Origin of the sequence: Streptomyces sp. CC224B, assembly GCF_030010595.1 — a bacterium.
Lineage (GTDB): Bacteria > Actinomycetota > Actinomycetes > Streptomycetales > Streptomycetaceae > Streptomyces > Streptomyces longispororuber.
The window spans coordinates 1-17,159 of the sequence record NZ_JASCXL010000165.1; the positions used below are offsets into that span (position 1 = coordinate 1).

The 17,159-nt window shown below is 75.4% G+C and carries 11 protein-coding genes and 1 pseudogene; 8 read left to right on the forward strand and 4 right to left on the reverse strand.

The window, feature by feature from the left end; genetic code table 11:
* Positions 1 to 116: 116 nt before the first annotated feature.
* Positions 117 to 305, reverse strand: a pseudogene (locus QK440_RS38310) (hypothetical protein); the annotation flags it as partial.
* 197 nt (positions 306 to 502) lie between these two features.
* Positions 503 to 2,017, reverse strand: coding sequence for an SWIM zinc finger family protein (locus tag QK440_RS38315; protein ID WP_282797893.1), 1,515 nt, complete (start codon positions 2,015 to 2,017; stop codon positions 503 to 505).
* 189 nt (positions 2,018 to 2,206) lie between these two features.
* Between QK440_RS38315 and QK440_RS38320 the strand changes: the two genes are divergently transcribed.
* The 5 genes from QK440_RS38320 (at position 2,207) to sucD (ending at position 9,768) form a co-directional block, all read left to right on the forward strand.
* A complete protein-coding gene (locus tag QK440_RS38320) occupies positions 2,207 to 3,361 on the forward strand; it encodes an AAA family ATPase (RefSeq protein ID WP_282797894.1) in 1,155 nt (384 codons plus the stop codon).
* The gene (locus QK440_RS38325; protein WP_282797895.1) at positions 3,358 to 6,030 is read left to right on the forward strand and encodes a DUF5682 family protein; all 2,673 of its coding nucleotides are present in this window, start codon (positions 3,358 to 3,360) and stop codon (positions 6,028 to 6,030) included. The genes QK440_RS38320 and QK440_RS38325 overlap by 4 nt, the downstream gene beginning before the upstream one ends.
* Positions 6,030 to 7,232 carry a VWA domain-containing protein gene (locus tag QK440_RS38330; RefSeq protein WP_282797896.1) on the forward strand — a complete coding sequence of 401 codons (1,203 nt, stop codon included), beginning with the start codon at positions 6,030 to 6,032 and terminating at the stop codon, positions 7,230 to 7,232. The genes QK440_RS38325 and QK440_RS38330 overlap by 1 nt, the downstream gene beginning before the upstream one ends.
* A gap of 446 nt (positions 7,233 to 7,678) precedes the next feature.
* The gene (sucC, locus tag QK440_RS38335; RefSeq protein WP_282797897.1) at positions 7,679 to 8,860 is read left to right on the forward strand and encodes an ADP-forming succinate--CoA ligase subunit beta; all 1,182 of its coding nucleotides are present in this window, start codon (positions 7,679 to 7,681) and stop codon (positions 8,858 to 8,860) included.
* A gap of 23 nt (positions 8,861 to 8,883) precedes the next feature.
* On the forward strand, positions 8,884 to 9,768 hold the full coding sequence (gene sucD / locus QK440_RS38340; protein WP_282797898.1) for a succinate--CoA ligase subunit alpha: 885 nt from the start codon (positions 8,884 to 8,886) through the stop codon (positions 9,766 to 9,768).
* Between the two features lie 121 nt (positions 9,769 to 9,889).
* Here the strand turns inward: sucD and QK440_RS38345 are convergent, their stop codons facing one another.
* Entirely contained in the window at positions 9,890 to 11,116 is a 1,227-nt protein-coding gene (locus tag QK440_RS38345) for a helix-turn-helix domain-containing protein (protein ID WP_282797899.1), read from the reverse strand.
* 107 nt (positions 11,117 to 11,223) lie between these two features.
* Between QK440_RS38345 and QK440_RS38350 the strand changes: the two genes are divergently transcribed.
* Positions 11,224 to 13,590, forward strand: coding sequence for a DUF6350 family protein (locus QK440_RS38350; protein WP_282797900.1), 2,367 nt, complete (start codon positions 11,224 to 11,226; stop codon positions 13,588 to 13,590).
* Positions 13,591 to 13,615: 25 nt separating this feature from the next.
* Here the strand turns inward: QK440_RS38350 and QK440_RS38355 are convergent, their stop codons facing one another.
* Positions 13,616 to 14,500, reverse strand: coding sequence for a hypothetical protein (locus QK440_RS38355; RefSeq protein WP_349239349.1), 885 nt, complete (start codon positions 14,498 to 14,500; stop codon positions 13,616 to 13,618).
* A 333-nt stretch (positions 14,501 to 14,833) separates the two neighbouring features.
* Here QK440_RS38355 and purN point away from each other — a divergent pair, with 333 nt between their 5' ends.
* Both purN and purH read left to right on the forward strand, forming a co-directional pair.
* Positions 14,834 to 15,454 (forward strand): phosphoribosylglycinamide formyltransferase, encoded by a 621-nt coding sequence (purN, locus tag QK440_RS38360; protein WP_282797902.1) that lies wholly within the window; start codon positions 14,834 to 14,836, stop codon positions 15,452 to 15,454.
* The gene (gene purH / locus QK440_RS38365; RefSeq protein WP_282797903.1) at positions 15,451 to 17,040 is read left to right on the forward strand and encodes a bifunctional phosphoribosylaminoimidazolecarboxamide formyltransferase/IMP cyclohydrolase; all 1,590 of its coding nucleotides are present in this window, start codon (positions 15,451 to 15,453) and stop codon (positions 17,038 to 17,040) included. The genes purN and purH overlap by 4 nt, the downstream gene beginning before the upstream one ends.
* Positions 17,041 to 17,159: the final 119 nt, after the last annotated feature.

Below are 17,159 nucleotides of genomic sequence, written 5' to 3' on the forward strand. Positions count from 1 at the left end.
CGGCCGGTTCGTGCCCCGGGGGGGGGGGGGGGGGGGGGGGGGGGGCGAACCACAACCCCCCCCGCGCCGCCCCGCCCCCCGCCCGCGGGGGGGGGGGGGGCGCGCCGGGGGGCGCGCCGGCGCGGGGCCGCGCGCGGCACGACGGGCCGCGGGTCCGCGGGCGCGGGCTCGGGGCGCGCGGCGGCAGGCGCCGGGCGCAGGCCCGCACGCCGGTGCACCGTCTGTACGGCGGCCGCGTCCAGGAGGGCGGCCGGGGCGTCCTTCCCGGGCACGGAGAGGGGCGGCCTGCGCCGGTCCGTCCCCAGGAGCGCCGCCGTGACGAGCTCTTCCCAGGGCGCGTGGGTGAGGGGGGCGGCGGCGCGCGCGTGCGGGGAGTCCGCGCCCTGCCGGCCCGGCGAGGGGGGCTCGGCTGCTGGTGAGGCCAGGGCCGCCGGGCTGTCGGTCGCTGTCTCACGGGTGTGGCCGGTGGTGGGTGTGGTCGTCATCTGCGGTCCCTCTCTCCTCACAGCCGCACGGTTTCCGACGCGTCGCCCGTCCAGGCGGCCAAGGGCGTGAAGCCTTGGTGGCCGCACTCGCCGAACACGGTGAGTGGGGCACCCCCGGACAGGGCGACCAGGCGCCAGAGGCCGGAGCGGGACGCGGCGGCCGGGGATATGGGCAGGGCCAGGTCGCCGTCCGCCTCGGCCAGTTGCCAGCGGGTGATGGGGCCCCGGGGGACGGCGGTGCGGGTGGTGCTGTCGCTGCTGTCGAGGCCGGTCCCGGGCGCGGAGTCCGGCCCCGCCCCGTCCTCACGCACCGGTACCGGTACGACCCCTTCGAGCGTGACGGGCCAGGCGTCCAGCCACGGGTCGTCGCGCAGCGCCTCCCCGTACCGGGCCGTGGCCTGGGCCGGGCCCAGGCCGGGCGGGTGGCCCGTCGTGGGGACCGGGGCGGCGAACTGCTCGCCCAGGTCGGCACGGAGGCCGTGGGGCGCGGGGTCGGCGGCGTACGGGACCAGCTCGGCGTCCAGGGCCAGGCCGACCGGCAGCGAGAGCGCGGGGGCGCGGCCGGCCGCCCCGTACGACAACAGCAGGGCCGTGCGCCCCGACTCCTCGCCGTACAGCCAGATGCGCCGTGTGGTGAGCTTGCTGTCCGCCGTGTCGTACTGGGCGAGGACCTGCCACCGGTCTCTGAGCGGCGTGCCCTGAGCCGGTGCGGGCAGGCCGACGCGGGAGCGGACCGTGGCCGCCAGCGCGCCCGGGAGCCGGTCGCGGTGCAGCCAGCCCGAGGTGAGCAGGTGCAGCAGCGCGCACTCCTCCAGGAGCCGGGCGGGCCAGCCGGGCCCGGAGGACGGTATGGCACCCAACTCGCGCACGCGGGCGGCCAGTCCCGGCGCCTGGGCGTCGACCATGCGCGCGGCCGTCTCCTCCCACAGGCCGTACCCCGCCTGCTCTGCCGTCGCCGTGCCGCCGCGCAGCAGGTCGGACAGGCGCCGCTCCAGCTCCGTGGCGCCCGCCGTGATCCGCTCGGCGCGGCGCTCCGCCCGCTTGCGCGCCGCCTCGGGGTCGGCCGCCGGCCGCGACGCGGCGGCCGGGCCGCGCTTCGCCTCCGCCGCCTTCTCGCGCCGCGCGTCCAGCCACTGGCGCGCCCAGTCCGGCGGCTCCCCGGTGTCCGGCACGGCGTCCGTGCCCGCCGCGCCGCCCGCCGCGCCGCCCGCGCCCGCGGAGCCGCCCGTACCCGCGGAATCGTCGGGGCCCGCCCAGAGCAGCAGCAGGCCGAGCGCGTGCTTGCACGGGAACTTACGGCTCGGGCAACTGCATCGGTACGCCGGGCCCGCCGCGTCCGCCACGTCGACCACCGTCCGGTACGGCTTGCTGCCGCTGCCCTTGCACAGTCCCCATACGGCTCCCTCGCCCGAGCTGCCCGTCTGCGACCACGGCCCGGCGACGCCGAGCTTGCTTCCCGCCTTGCGTGACGGGGCGTCAGGTGCCAGTGCCAGCACCTGGTCCGCCGTCCAGCGCACCCCCTGCTGAGTCATGTCGTCGACGGTAGGTCCCGCCACTGACAATCAGCCGCGGCCATCGCGTCTTCGCAGGTCCGGGCCGATTGTCAGTGGCGTGGTGCACGGTGGGACACATCGCGGCCGAGCCGTCGGCGACGCCGCGTCGTTGCCGACGCATGCGCGCTCCGGGTGGCCGGCGCATGCCCGAGCTGGAGGGGGATCACCATGACTGTTTCCGTGGAGCGGACCGGTACGAGCACCGCGTCCGAGCCGAGCGCGGAGGACGGTGACAGGGACGCGGCACAGGCGCTCCGGCCGCACGCGGAGGACGCCTTCGCCGCCGAACTCGCCGCGCTCGCCGCGCAGGACGACCGGCCCCGCCCCGCCCGCTGGCTGCTCTCGCCCTGGGCCGTGGCGACGTATCTGCTGGGCGGCACGCTGCCGGACGGCACCGTGATCACGCCCAAGTACGTGGGCCCGCGCCGCATCGTCGAGGTCGCCGTCACCACGCTCGCCACCGACCGCGCGCTGCTCCTGCTCGGCGTGCCCGGCACGGCGAAGACCTGGGTGTCCGAGCACCTCGCGGCGGCGGTCAGCGGCGACTCGACGCTCCTCGTGCAGGGCACGGCGGGCACGCCAGAGGAAGCCATCCGCTACGGGTGGAACTACGCGCAACTGCTCGCCCACGGCCCGAGCCGCGACGCGCTGGTGCCCAGCCCGGTGATGCGCGCCATGGCCGAGGGCATGACGGCCCGCGTCGAGGAGCTGACCCGCATCCCGGCCGACGTACAGGACACGTTGATCACGATCCTGTCGGAGAAGACCCTGCCCATACCGGAGCTGGGCGAGGAGGTGCAGGCCGTCCGCGGCTTCAACCTCATCGCCACGGCCAACGACCGCGACCGCGGGGTCAACGACCTGTCCAGCGCGCTGCGCCGCCGGTTCAACACGGTGGTCCTGCCGCTGCCGGAGAGCGCCGAGGCCGAGGTCGACATCGTCTCGCGCCGCGTCGACCAGCTCGGCCGCTCCCTCGACCTGCCCACCGCGCCCGACGGCATCGACGAGATCCGCCGCGTCGTCACGGTCTTCCGCGAGCTGCGCGACGGCGTCACCACGGACGGCCGTACGAAGGTCAAGTCGCCCAGCGGCACGCTGTCGACGGCCGAGGCGATCTCCGTGGTCACCAACGGCCTGGCCCTGGCGGCGCACTTCGGGGACGGTGTCCTGCGCCCGGCCGACGTGGCCGCGGGCATCCTGGGCGCGGTCGTGCGGGACCCGGCGGCGGACCGTGTCGTCTGGCAGGAGTACCTGGAAGCGGTCGTGCGCGAGCGCGACGGGTGGAAGGACTTCTACCGCGCGTGCCGCGAGGTGAGCGCATGACGACCGCCACGGGGACGGAGCGGCCGGGCCCGGACGGGCCGTTGCTGCTCGGGGTGCGGCACCACGGGCCGGGCTCGGCGCGCGCGGTGCGGGCCGCCCTGGACGCGGCGGCGCCCCGTGTGCTCCTGATCGAGGGCCCGCCGGAGGCCGACGGGCTCGTGGCGTTCGCCGCCGAGGAGGACCTGCGGCCGCCGGTGGCGCTGCTCGCGCACGTGGTGGACGAGCCGGGGCGGTCGGCGTTCTGGCCGTTCGCCGAGTTCTCGCCGGAGTGGGTGGCGATGCGGTGGGCCGTGCGGCGCGGGGTGCCGGTGCGGTTCATGGACCTCCCGGCGGCGCACACACTGGCGCACCGGGGACCGGAAGGTGAGGCTCCGCAGCCGGGGGGACGGGAGCCGGGGCGTACGGGGGAAGGACCGGCGCCGGGGGAGGCGGAACCGGAGCCTGCGGAGAGGGGGCGTACGGCGGAGGAGGCGGTGCGCGTCGATCCGCTGGCCGTGCTCGCGGACACCGCGGGGTACGACGACCCCGAGCGCTGGTGGGAGGACGTCGTCGAGCACCGGGGGGCGGGGGCCGACCCGTTCGCGCCGTTCGAGGCGCTCGCCGAGGCCATGGAGGCGCTGCGCGAGGCGCACGGCCACGGCGGCCACGACCGGGACCTCCTGCGGGAGGCGCACATGCGGCTGCACGTGCGGGCGGCGGTGCGGGAGTGCGGCCCGGACGGCGTCGCGGTGGTGTGCGGGGCGTGGCACGTGCCCGCGCTGCGGCAGCGCGCGACGGTGGCGGCCGACCGGGCGCTGCTCAAGGGGCTGCCCAAGGTCAAGGTCGACCTGACCTGGGTGCCCTTGACGCACCGGCGCCTGGCCCGCACGAGCGGGTACGGCGCGGGCATCGACTCGCCCGGCTGGTACGGCCATCTGTTCCACGCGCCCGACCGGCCCGTGGAGCGGTGGCTGACCAAGGTCGCCGGACTGCTCAGGGACGAGGACCGCATCGTGTCGTCCGCCCACGTGATCGAGGCGGTGCGGCTGGCGGACACGCTCGCCGCGATGCGCGGGCGGCCGCTGGCCGGGCTCACCGAGACGATGGACGCGGTTCGGGCCGTGATGTGCGAGGGCTCGGACGTGCCGCTCGCGCTGGTGCACGACAGGCTCGTCGTCGGCGACGTCCTCGGGGAGGTGCCGGAGTCGGCTCCGGCCGTGCCCTTGCAGCGGGACCTCACCCGTCTCCAGCGCACGCTGCGGCTCAAGCCGGAGGCGCTGGAGCGGGAGCTCGAGCTCGACCTGCGCAAGGACACCGACGCGGCGCGCAGCCGCCTGCTGCACCGGCTGCGGCTGCTCGGCGTCGGCTGGGGCGAGCCGGCCGCGTCGCGCGGGAGCACCGGGACGTTCCGGGAGACCTGGCGGCTGCGGTGGGAGCCGGAGCTCTCGGTGCGGGTCGCCGAGGCGGGGGTGTGGGGCACGACCGTGGCGGGCGCCGCCACGGCCAAGGCGGAGGCGGACGCCGTGGGCGCGGAGACCCTCGCCGACGTCACGGCCCTCGCCGAGCGGTGCCTGCTCGCCGAGCTGCCGGTCGCGCTGCCCGTGGTCATGCGCGTCCTCGCCGACCGCGCGGCGCTCGACGCGGACGTGGGGCACCTGGCCGAGGCCCTGCCCGCGCTGGTGCGGTCCCTGCGGTACGGGGACGTGCGCGGGACGGACACCGGGGCCCTGGGGGAGGTCGCGCTCGGGCTGGCGGAGCGGGTGTTCGTGGGGCTGCCGACGGCCTGCGCGGGGCTGGACGCGGAGGCGGCGGGGCGCATGCGGGTGCGGGTGGACGCGGTGCACGGGGCCGTGGGGCTCCTTGGCGAGCTGGCCGAGCCGGGCCCGTCGGGCGCGGCAGCGGCGGGCGGGGCCGAGGACGACACCCCTGGGACCAGCGCCGCCGGCCGACCGCCCACGGCGGCCACCCCGGATCAGCCCGGCCCCGAGGGCCGGCACCCCACTGCGGGCCGGGCCACCACCGCGGCTCACGGCGGCGGCCTCCGCGTGCGGTGGCGCGGCGTGCTGCGCGGGCTCGCCGGTGGGGAGCGGATCGCGGGGGTGGTGCGCGGCCGGTGCGCCCGGCTGCTGATGGATGACGGGGCGCTGGCCGAGGGGGAGGCCGCGCGGTTGATGAGCCTCGTCCTGTCGCGCGGCAGCGAGCCCGCGGAGGCCGCCGCGTGGATCGAGGGCTTCCTGGCATCAGGCGCCGGGGGCGGGATGCTGCTCGTGCACGACGAGCGGCTGCTCGGCCTCGTCGACCAGTGGCTCACCGGGGTGTCCGACGAGGCGTTCGTGGACGTCCTGCCGCTGCTGCGCCGCACCTTCTCCGCGTACGAGCCGGGGGTGCGGCGCACCGTGGGCGAGCTGGTACGGCGGGGCCCCGGGCGGGGCGGGCCCCGGTCGGCGGCCACCGGGGTGTCCGGTTTCGCCGGGGGCCTCGACCGGGAGCGGGCCGACGCCGTGCTGCCGGTGGTGGGCCTGCTGCTGGGCCTCACCGGCGGCAGCGACGACGACGGCGACACCGGCTGGGGCGGCGGCCGCGGGGACGGCAAGGGCGGCGGTGGAGGCCTGGCGGCGGCCGGCGACGCGGCAGCGAGCGCTCGCGCAGGTGTAGGGATCACGGTCGACGGACTGCTGGAGGTGGCCTGATGAGGGGCGTCGAGAGGGAAGTCGAGGACGTCGCGGGGGATGCCGAGGGCGCCGCCGGGGACGAGCGGTTGCGGCGGTGGCGGCTCGTGCTGGGTGGGGACGGGGCGGACGGGACCGGGTGTGCGCTGGGTGGGCGGGACGCCGCGATGGACGGGGCCCTGGCGTCGCTGTACGGGGGTGGCCGAGCCGGGCAGGAGAGGGGGCAGCGGCGGACGGCGGGGCTCGGGGCCTCGGCGCCGTCGGTGGCCCGCTGGCTCGGGGACATCCGGACGTACTTCCCCTCGTCCGTGGTGCAGGTGATGCAGCGCGACGCGATCGACCGGCTCGGCCTGTCGGCGCTGCTCCTGGAGCCGGAGATGCTGGAGGCGGTGGAGGCGGACGTGCACCTGGTCGGCACGCTCCTGTCGCTGAACAAGGCGATGCCGGAGACGACGAAGGACACCGCGCGGGCCGTCGTGCGGAAGGTGGTCGAGGACCTGGAGAAGCGGCTCGCCACGCGGACCAGGGCCACCCTCACCGGCGCCCTCGACCGCAGCGCCCGGGTCAGCCGGCCGCGCCACCACGACATCGACTGGAACCGCACGATCGCGGCCAACCTCAAGAACTACCTGCCCGAGTACGGGACGGTGGTCCCCGAGCGGCTGATCGGGTACGGGCGGGCCTCGCAGGCGGTGAAGAAGGACGTCATCCTCTGCATCGACCAGTCGGGTTCGATGGCGGCGTCGGTGGTCTACGCGTCGGTGTTCGGCGCGGTGCTGGCGTCCATGCGGTCCATCAGCACGCGGCTCGTCGTGTTCGACACCAGCGTGGTCGACCTGACGGACCAGCTCGACGACCCGGTGGAGGTGCTCTTCGGCACGCAGCTCGGTGGCGGCACCGACATCAACCGGGCGCTGGCGTACTGCCAGGCGCACATAGCCCGGCCCGCGGACACGGTCGTGGTGCTGATCTCCGACCTGTACGAGGGCGGCATCCGCGACGAGATGCTGAAGCGGGTCGCGGCGATGAAGGCGTCCGGGGTGCAGTTCGTGACGCTGCTCGCGCTGTCCGACGAGGGGGCGCCCGCGTACGACCACGAGCACGCAGCCGCGCTCGGCGCCCTCGGCGCCCCGGCCTTCGCCTGCACCCCCGACCTGTTCCCGGAGGTGATGGCCGCGGCCATCGAGCGCAGGCCGCTGCCCATACCGGACGACAGGGCGTGAGCCACCCCCGGTGACGGGGCGTCCGCCCGGCGGCGCCTGCTCGCGGCGCCCGCCCTCGGCACCCGCCCGCGGCGCCCCCCCCCCCGCGGCGGCTGATCGCGACAGCGAACGCGCGGGCTCCGTCGGCCCCGCCCCCGGCGGGGCCCGGCCGGGGGCGGAACCCGCTCGCCCCGGCGGCGGACAGGCGTCCCGTACCCCTCCGGCGTACCCGCCGCGCACGATCTGTGACCGTCATCACCGCGCAAATGTGATCTGCGATTTAGGGAGGCACGTCCCGCGGCGATAACCTGCGAGACGGACATGCCGCGTACCGGACTCTTCGGCTACGCCTCCCTTGTGACAGCGCAGTCACGTTGCCCTTCGCGGCACGCCCACGCAGAGCACGCAGAGACTGAAGCCGCTGCACTAGCGAGCGGCGCGAGATCACTGAAAAGGGACGGACGCGCGTGGACCTGTTCGAGTACCAGGCGAGGGACCTCTTCGCCAAGCACGGTGTACCGGTGCTGGCCGGTGAAGTCATCGACACGCCTGAGGCGGCGCGCGAGATCACCGAGCGCCTGGGCGGCAAGTCGGTCGTCAAGGCGCAGGTGAAGGTCGGTGGCCGGGGCAAGGCCGGCGGCGTGAAGCTGGCCGCGACCCCGGACGAGGCCGTCGCCCGCGCGACGGACATCCTCGGCATGGACATCAAGGGCCACACGGTCCACAAGGTGATGATCGCCGAGACGGCCCCGGAGATCGCGGAGGAGTACTACGTCTCCTTCCTCCTGGACCGCACCAACCGCACCTTCCTCTCCATCGCCTCCGTCGAGGGCGGCGTGGACATCGAGGAGGTGGCGGCCAACCGTCCGGAGGCCGTGGCGAAGACCCCGATCGACGCCAACAAGGGTGTGACCCCCGAGAAGGCGCAGGAGATCGTCAAGGCCGCGAAGTTCCCGGCCGAGGTCGCCGACAAGGTCGCCGCCGTCCTGGTGACGCTGTGGGAGACCTTCGTCAAGGAGGACGCCCTCCTGGTCGAGGTCAACCCGCTGGCGAAGGTCGCCTCCGGTGACGTCATCGCGCTGGACGGCAAGGTTTCCCTGGACGCCAACGCCGACTTCCGCCAGCCGGAGCACGAGGCGCTGGAGGACAAGGACGCGGCCAACCCGCTCGAGGCCGCGGCCAAGGCCAAGGGCCTCAACTACGTCAAGCTGGACGGCGAGGTCGGCATCATCGGCAACGGCGCCGGCCTGGTCATGTCGACCCTGGACGTCGTCGCGTACGCCGGTGAGGGCCACGGCGGCGTGAAGCCCGCCAACTTCCTCGACATCGGCGGCGGCGCGTCCGCCGAGGTGATGGCGAACGGCCTGGAGATCATCCTGGGCGACCCGGACGTCAAGTCCGTCTTCGTCAACGTCTTCGGCGGCATCACCGCCTGCGACGAGGTCGCCAACGGCATCGTCCAGGCCCTGGAGCTCCTGAAGTCCAAGGGCGAAGAGGTCACCAAGCCGCTGGTCGTGCGCCTCGACGGCAACAACGCGGAGCTGGGTCGCAAGATCCTGAGCGACGCCAACCACCCGCTGGTCCAGCGCGTGGACACCATGGACGGCGCGGCCGACAAGGCCGCCGAGCTCGCCGCGGCTGCGAAGTAAGGGATCGAGGGACACAGACCACCATGGCTATCTTCCTCAACAAGGACTCCAAGGTCATCGTCCAGGGCATGACCGGTGCCACGGGCATGAAGCACACCAAGCTCATGCTCGGTGACGGCACGAACATCGTCGGCGGCGTGAACCCGCGCAAGGCGGGCACCAAGGTCGACATCGACGGCACCGAGATCCCGGTCTTCGGCACCGTCGCCGAGGCGATGGAGAAGACGGGCGCCAACGTCTCCGTCCTCTTCGTGCCGCCGGCCTTCGCCAAGGCCGCCGTCGTCGAGGCCATCGACGCCGAGATCCCGCTCGCGGTCGTCATCACCGAGGGCATCGCCGTCCACGACTCCGCCGCGTTCTACGCGTACGCGGTGGAGAAGGGCGGCAAGACCCGGATCATCGGCCCGAACTGCCCCGGCCTGATCACGCCCGGCCAGTCGAACGCGGGCATCATCCCCGGCGACATCACCAAGCCGGGCCGCATCGGCCTGGTCTCGAAGTCGGGCACGCTCACGTACCAGATGATGTACGAGCTGCGGGACATCGGCTTCTCGTCGGCCGTCGGCATCGGTGGCGACCCGGTCATCGGTACGACGCACATCGACGCCCTGGCCGCGTTCGAGGCCGACCCCGACACCGACCTGATCGTGATGATCGGTGAGATCGGCGGCGACGCGGAGGAGCGCGCGGCGGACTACATCAAGGAGAACGTGACGAAGCCGGTCGTCGGCTACGTCGCGGGCTTCACCGCGCCCGAGGGCAAGACGATGGGCCACGCGGGCGCCATCGTCTCCGGCTCCTCCGGTACGGCCGCCGCGAAGAAGGAGGCCCTGGAGGCCGCCGGCGTGAAGGTCGGCAAGACGCCGACCGAGACGGCGAAGCTGGCGCGGGCGATCCTCGCCGGCTGACGTCCGCCACCCCGCAAGGCCGCCGCGCAAGGGCGCGCCACGCAAGGCCGCGGCGGAAGGCGGGCCCGCACCCCTCACGGGGGGTGCGGGCCCGCCTTCCGCCGTTCTGGCGCCGCCCGGGTCACCGCGTGTCCGGGAGCAGGCGGTGGGGGCCGGTGTGGGGCTGGGTGGTGAGTTCGTGGCGGAGGGCCTCGTCCTCGGGGGTGAGGGGGGCCGGGCCGTGCAGCGGGGGGACGTCGCTGATGGCGCTGCCGGGGGACTGGGGCGGTTCGTAGTGGGTGGGAGCCGTGCGCAGCGTGAGGGCGGTGGCGCCGATGATGAGCGTGGTGAACACGACGGCCGCGCGGGTCCACAGCCGGGCGCGGCGCTCGCCGGCCGTGCGGAGGCGGGCCGGGCGCGGGACGACGAGCTGTTCGGCGCTGCCGAGCGCGGCAAGCCGGGCGGGCAGGGCCTCGGCGGTGAGCTCGGGCAGGCGGGCGGTGACCGACGCGCGGGCGCGCAGCAGCCGGTTCGCGGTGGCCGGGGTGCTGGCCTCCGTCTCGGCGGCGGTCTCCGGCAGGTCGAGCCCGAGCCCGTCGTAGAGCAGCAGGGTGCGGCGCTGGGCGGGGGACAGGCTCCGCAGGGCGGCGAGGACGGCGCGGTCGGAGACGTCGGTGGGCGGCGTGTCGGTGAGCCGCAGGCCGGGGCGGAACCGGTGCCAGGGGGAGAGGGCGTACTCGTAGGCGGCCGCGCGGACCCAGCCGGGCGGGTCGCCGTCCGTGGCGACGTCGGGCCAGCGCTGCCAGGCGAGCTGGAAGGCGCGGTCGACGGCCTCGGCGGCCAGGGTGCGGTGGCCGGTCAGGGCGTAGGTCTGGCGGAGCAGGGTCGGGGCCGTGCCGACGCACAGGGTGTCGAAGGCCTCTTCCGGGGTGCGCGGAGGCGGCGCCGTCCGGGCCCGCTGCTCGGCCCCGGCACCGGCAACGGCACCGACACCGGCCCCGGCTCCGGCCCCGGCCTCGGGGGCAGGGCCGGGCAGGCCGTGTGCGGGGTCCGCTGCCTCGGTGCTGCCGGAGGACGGCGTTCCGGAAAAGGGCGGGGGGCCGGGGGAGGGCGGCGGGTCGGCGGCGCCGGTCGCGAGGGACTCCAGGAGCTTGGCGTAGGCGGCGCGCCGGCGGCCGCGGGGTTCGGTGCGGCCGGCCTCCCAGGCGCGGACGGTGGCGCGGGTGACCCCCACGAGGGTGGCGAACTGCGCCTGGGTGAGCGACACGGCCTCGCGCAGCTTGCGGCGTTCCTTGGGGGGCGGCAGCGAAGGGCGACCCTCCGGCTCGACCGGGGCCGAGGGCTTGGGGGAAGCCGGGCTCTGGGTCATGGCTAGCCGTCCCACCGTAGGAAAAAGAACATAAACGTATATTGGGCGACACATCCGGTATTCGCCTGTTACGCGAAGAAAGCGCGTGTCGTTGGGAGCATGGCCGGGTGACGCACCTCACCGACTCCTCGGACCCCGGCTCCGGCGCCGCCACCGGTCGCGGCCCCGGCCCCGGTGCGGACCCGTACTCCGTCGTCGACCCGGACCCGTGGCAGCCGGGGGAGTCGCGGCACCTCACGGCCTCGGACGGGCGGGCACACGACCGGTCCTCGTCCGGGTTCGCCACCGGGATGCTCGGCGGGGCGATCGCGGCGGGCCTCGGGCTCGGGGTGTTCATGGTCGTCGTCCTGGCGCTGTGGGTCGGTTCGCCGTACCCGGACAGCGGTCTCGACGGGGCGCTGCACGTCACGGCGGCGCTGTGGCTGCTCGCACACGGCACCGAACTGGTCCGTACGGAGACGCTGTCCGGGGAGGCGGCGCCGGTCGGGGTGACGCCGCTGCTGCTCGTGGTGCTGCCGTGCTGGCTGCTGTACCGGGCGGCGCGGGACGCGGTGGACGCCGAGGAGCGCGTGCTGCGGGTGCGGGCCGCGTGGTGGGGCGTCGTCGCGGGCTACGTCCTGGTGGCCCTCGCGGTGACGCTGTACGCGGCGGGCGGCCCGCTGCGGCCGTCGTGGCCGAGCGTGGCGTGGCACGTGCCGCTGCTCGCGGTGGTGGCGGCGGGCGCGGCGGTGTGGACGGCGCACGGGTGGCCGCCGGGGCTGCTGCCGGAGGCGGTGCGGCGGACGCTGGACGCGGTGCCGGGGCCGGTGCGGCGCTTCTTCGTCCGCGACCGGACGCTCGCCGCGGGCCGGGCGGCGGCCGCGGGGACGGTGGTCCTCGTGGGCGGCGGCGCCCTGCTGGTGGGCGCCTCGCTGGTGGTGCACGGGGGCGTGGTGCGGGAGTCGTTCCTGGAGGTCACCGAGGCGTGGTCGGGGCGGTTCGGGGTGCTCCTGCTGGCGCTCGCGCTGGTGCCGAACGCGGCGGTGTGGGGCGCGGCGTACGGGCTCGGGCCCGGTTTCGTGCTCGGCGAGGGGACGGTGGTGGCGCCGCTGGGCGCCGGGGACGCGCCGCTGCTGCCGGTGTTCCCGCTGCTCGCGGCGGTGCCGGAGGAGGGGCCCGGGTCGCCGTTCACCTGGGCGGCGGGGGTGGTGCCGGTGGCGGCGGGGTGGGCCGTGGGGTGGTTCACCGCGCAGATGGCGGTGCCTCCGGGCGGCAGGCGGGAGGACGCGTGGCCGGTGGGGCGGACGGCGGTGGTGGCGTTCCTCGGGGCGATGGGGTGCGGCGCCGGGTGCGCGGTCCTCGCGGTACTGGCGGGAGGCCCGATGGGGGCGGGGGTGCTGAGCGCCTTCGGGCCGGTGTGGTGGCTGGTGGGCGCGGCGGCGGCGGGGTGGACGGCCGTGGTGGGGGTGCCGGTGGCCCTGTGGGCGCGGGCCTGGCGCAGGCGGACGCGCCCGCCCCGCCCCGAGCACAGCCGTACCCGACGCCCCTGGTCGCGCCGCCACCGCGCCCCGGAACAGCCCGCCCCGGAGGCTGCCCCGGACGCCGCCCGGACGCCGGGACCGACGGGCCGGAGGTCGTCCGGGGGACCGGCGCCTACGGGATCGATGCCGTCGACGGGGCCGATGCTGTCGACGGGGCCGACGTCGTCGACGGGACTGGCGTCGTCGACGGGACTGGCGGGGGCGGTGATGCCCGGCGGGTCAGGAGCACGCAAGGGGCTTGCCGCGTTCGCCGAGGCCCTCGAGGCCGCCGGGGGTGCCGAGACTGTCGGGGCCGGTGCGTTCACGGCGTCCACCGAGGTCACAGGAGCCGGTACGACCACCGCGCCCGCCGGGCCGGACGCGTTCCCCGGGGCCGCCGCGGCACACACGCCCGAGGCCAATGAGGCGAACGAGAACACCGAGGCCACCGAGAACACCGAGAACGACCTACGTACCGCCGGTGCCTCCCGAGCCGGAGAGACCTCCACCGCCGAGGACACCTCCCAGGCCGATGACACCGAGGGGACCTTCACCGCAGAGGCCGCACAGGCCGCACAGGCCGCGGAGGCCGCCGAGCACCTCCGCCTCATGGAGTTCCTCGGACCGCAGCAGCCCCACGACGGGCACACAGACCCTGAGCCTCCCGACCGCTCAGGCAGCTCCGGCAGCTCCGACCGCTTCGACCCCTTCGAGCCGTTCGACCTCCTGGACTCCTCCGAGCCGGACCCTCTGGCGCCCACGGGAGCTCTGGAGGACCTCGTACCGTTCGAGTTCTCGGACCCGCAGGAGGCCCTGGCGCCCCCGGCCGCCCCGGCGGCGAAGCCCCGGCGCTCCCTGGACCCGCTGTTCGAGCCCTTCGACTTCCTCCCGAACCGCTCGAAGAACCGCCCGGGAAACCGCTCGGGAAACCGCCCGGGGAACCGCGAGAACCCTTCGAGACCGACGCCCGACTAGCCCGGTCCGGGCGCCGCGGCGGGGCTCAGTCGCGGTCCGTGAGCAGCGGTCGCAGCTGCTTCGGCAGCAGGTCCTCGCAGGCCTCCCGCGACTGGTTGGTGAGCGCGTCGTCGCGGCACGTGTAGTAGTCCCGGTAGACGACCTGCGCGCCGAACGTCGCCAGGACCATGATGAGCGCGAGCGACGCCGTCACGAGCCCGCTGATCGCCGCCGTGGTCTGGGGCCGCGACCCGCCTGCGGGAGCCTGCGCCGCGGCGGGGGCCGACGGGTCGGGCCGCCGCGGCTTGGCGCGCAGCGCGCTGATGCCCCAGTACGCGCCGAGCGCGCCGAGCAGCAGGGCCACGTACTGCCAGCCGAAGAGCGCGAAGAAGAACGCCCACATGCCGGACAGCAGGGCGTAGCGCGCGCGGCGCTGGGCCGGGTCGGTGGGGTCCCAGCGCAGGCCGCCCTGGCCGGAGCCGCCCGAGCCGCCGGAGCCGTCCGGGTTCTGGCCGCGGGGCCGCTCGCCGAAGCCGCCGGGGGAGCGCCCCGGCTGCCGGTCGCTCCACTGGCTGCCCCACGGGGACTCGCCCTGACCGCCCTGGCCGCCCTCGGCGCCCTGCTCGTCGGAGCCCGAGCCGTTCCCGGGCCGCCGCGGCCGCCAGGGCTGCTCCGGCGCCCCCTCGGGCGGCGGCGCGAACGGGTTGTCGTCCTGCGAGGACCCCTGGCCGCCCCCGCCCCCCTCCGGAGAGGACTCCGGAGCCGGGGAGGACGGTCCGGGCCGCCCCTCCCTCAGCAGTACCGGGCCGCCGCGGGGCACGGCGGCGGACGGCACCGAGCCGGGACCGGATGTCGAGCCGACGCGCCCTTCGTGCGTCAGTCCGTACGCGGACGCGAAGGATGGCGTGAGGCGGAGGCTGCGGTCCGGCATCAGGTGTGCGTCTTCCCCTTGTTGTAGGGCCCGTGTGCGGAGCCTCGGGCGAAGCTCCGCGGCCCGGCTCGGCGGGCCGGGCAACTCGACGGTGGAGCCTGGCGACTCGGCGTGCGGGCGTCTGCCCCCACAGACGCTACCTTCCGGCCGCGCCCCCGTCCCGTGAGGGGCCGCTGGGTGTGCCGGTATCGTTGCTGACGGTCGGCCGCTTCGTAGAGTTCCCCGTATCGAGGAGTGCGAAGCCTTCGTACGACCATACAAAGAGCGACCGCGCGACGAGCGACGGTACAAAGAGCGACCGTACAAAGAGCACTCCCGAGAAAGGGCCCCGTCGTGGCCAAGGCCAAGCGCCTCGTCGTGCTGGTCTCCGGATCAGGCACGAATCTGCAGGCACTGCTCGACGCCGTCGTGGAGCACGGACCCGAGGCGTACGGCGCCGAGGTCGTGGCCGTCGGCGCCGACCGCGGCGGCATCGCGGGCCTGGAGCGGGCCGAGCGCGCGGGCCTGCCGACGTTCGTGTGCCGGGTCAGGGACTACCCGAACCGGGAGGCGTGGGACCGCGCCCTCGCCGAGGCCACCGCGGCGTACGAGCCGGACCTGGTGGTCTCCGCAGGGTTCATGAAGATCCTGGGCAAGGAGTTCCTGGCCCGGTTCGGCGGCCGCACCGTGAACACGCACCCCGCGCTGCTGCCCAGTTTTCCCGGGGCCCACGGCGTCCGCGACGCGCTCGCGTACGGCGCGAAGGTCACCGGCTGCACCGTCCACTTCGTCGACGACGGCGTCGACACCGGCCCGATCATCGCGCAGGGCGTGGTGGAGGTCAGGGACGAGGACGACGAGAGCGCTCTGCACGAGCGCATCAAGGACATCGAGCGAAGCCTGCTCGTCGACGTCGTGGGCCGCCTCGCCCGCGACGGCTACAGCATCGAGGGACGAAAGGTAGTTATCCCGTGACCGCCGAAGGTACGACGTCCGTGGCAGCCGGCCCCGGAGACGACAGGCGGCCCGTCCGCCGCGCGCTGATCAGCGTGTACGACAAGACCGGCCTGGAGGACCTCGCGCGCGGCCTGCACGAGGCGGGCGTGGAGCTGGTGTCGACCGGGTCCACCGCCGGGCGGATCGCCGCCGCGGGCGTGCCGGTCACCAAGGTCGAGGAGCTGACGGGCTTCCCCGAGTGCCTGGACGGCCGCGTCAAGACGCTGCACCCGCGCGTGCACGCGGGCATCCTCGCCGACCTGCGCCTGGACGCGCACCGCACGCAGCTCCAGGATCTCGGCGTCGAGCCGTTCGGCCTGGTCGTGGTGAACCTCTACCCGTTCCGCGAGACCGTGGCCTCCGGCGCGAGCGCCGACGACTGCGTCGAGCAGATCGACATCGGCGGCCCGTCGATGGTGCGCGCGGCCGCCAAGAACCACCCGTCGGTGGCGGTCGTCACCAGCCCGGCCCGGTACGCCGACGTGCTCACCGCCGTCCGCGCGGGCGGCTTCGGCCTCGCCGCGCGCCGCGCGCTCGCCGCCGAGGCGTTCCAGCACACCGCGGCGTACGACATCGCGGTCGCGAACTGGTTCCAGGAGACCGAGCCGGGCGCCGACGAGCGCTTCCCGGCCTTCGTCGGCGCCGCCTTCGACCTGAAGAACCAGCTCCGCTACGGCGAGAACCCGCACCAGAAGGCCGCCCTGTACACGGACGGCCGCGGTGGCCTCGCCGAGGCCGAGCAGCTCCACGGCAAGGAGATGTCGTACAACAACTACACCGACACGGACGCCGCCCGCCGTGCCGCGTACGACCACGATGACCCCTGTGTGGCGATCATCAAGCACGCCAACCCGTGCGGCATCGCCATCGGCGGCACCGTCGCCGAGGCGCACCGCAAGGCGCACGCCTGCGACCCGCTGTCGGCGTTCGGCGGCGTCATCGCCGTGAACCGGCCGGTGAGCAGGGAGATGGCCGAGCAGGTCGCCGACATCTTCACCGAGGTCATCGTCGCGCCCGACTACGAGGACGGCGCGCTGGAGGCCCTGACCAAGAAGAAGAACATCCGTGTCCTGCGCGCCCCGCAGGCGCCCGCCGCGCCCGTCGAGGTCAAGCCCGTCGACGGCGGCGCGCTGCTCCAGGTCACCGACCGGCTCCAGGCCGACGGCGACGACCCCGCGAACTGGACCCTCGCCACCGGCGACGCGCTGTCGCCGGGCGAGCTGGCCGAGCTGGCCTTCGCCTGGCGGGCCTGCCGGGCCGTGAAGTCCAACGCGATCCTGCTCGCCAAGGACGGGGCCTCCGTCGGCGTCGGCATGGGCCAGGTCAACCGCGTCGACTCCGCGAAGCTCGCCGTGGAACGCGCGGGCGCGGAGCGGGCCCGCGGCGCGTACGCCGCGTCGGACGCCTTCTTCCCGTTCCCGGACGGCCTTGAGGTGCTGACCGCCGCGGGGGTGAAGGCCGTGGTGCAGCCCGGCGGTTCGGTCCGCGACGAGCTGGTGGTCGAGGCGGCGAAGAAGGCCGGCGTGACGATGTACTTCACGGGGACGCGGCACTTCTTCCACTGACCCTGTGCCGACCCGGTACGCACACGGCGCGGGCGCCCCCCCCCCCCCGGGGGGGGGGCCCCCCCCCGGGGGGGGAGGTCATGGGGCGCCCCGGGAGCCGCCCCGGGGGGCCCACAGGT

Excerpts from the sequence above, each read along its gene's own strand:
- QK440_RS38315 (WP_282797893.1), bottom strand. The coding sequence starts at position 2,017 with ATGACTCAGCAGGGGGTGCGCTGGACGGCGGACCAGGTGCTGGCACTG.
- QK440_RS38320 (WP_282797894.1), top strand. The coding sequence starts at position 2,207 with ATGACTGTTTCCGTGGAGCGGACCGGTACGAGCACCGCGTCCGAGCCG.
- QK440_RS38325 (WP_282797895.1), top strand. The coding sequence starts at position 3,358 with ATGACGACCGCCACGGGGACGGAGCGGCCGGGCCCGGACGGGCCGTTG.
- QK440_RS38330 (WP_282797896.1), top strand. The coding sequence starts at position 6,030 with ATGAGGGGCGTCGAGAGGGAAGTCGAGGACGTCGCGGGGGATGCCGAG.
- sucD (WP_282797898.1), top strand. The coding sequence starts at position 8,884 with ATGGCTATCTTCCTCAACAAGGACTCCAAGGTCATCGTCCAGGGCATG.
- QK440_RS38345 (WP_282797899.1), bottom strand. The coding sequence starts at position 11,116 with ATGACCCAGAGCCCGGCTTCCCCCAAGCCCTCGGCCCCGGTCGAGCCG.
- QK440_RS38355 (WP_349239349.1), bottom strand. The coding sequence starts at position 14,500 with ATGCCGGACCGCAGCCTCCGCCTCACGCCATCCTTCGCGTCCGCGTAC.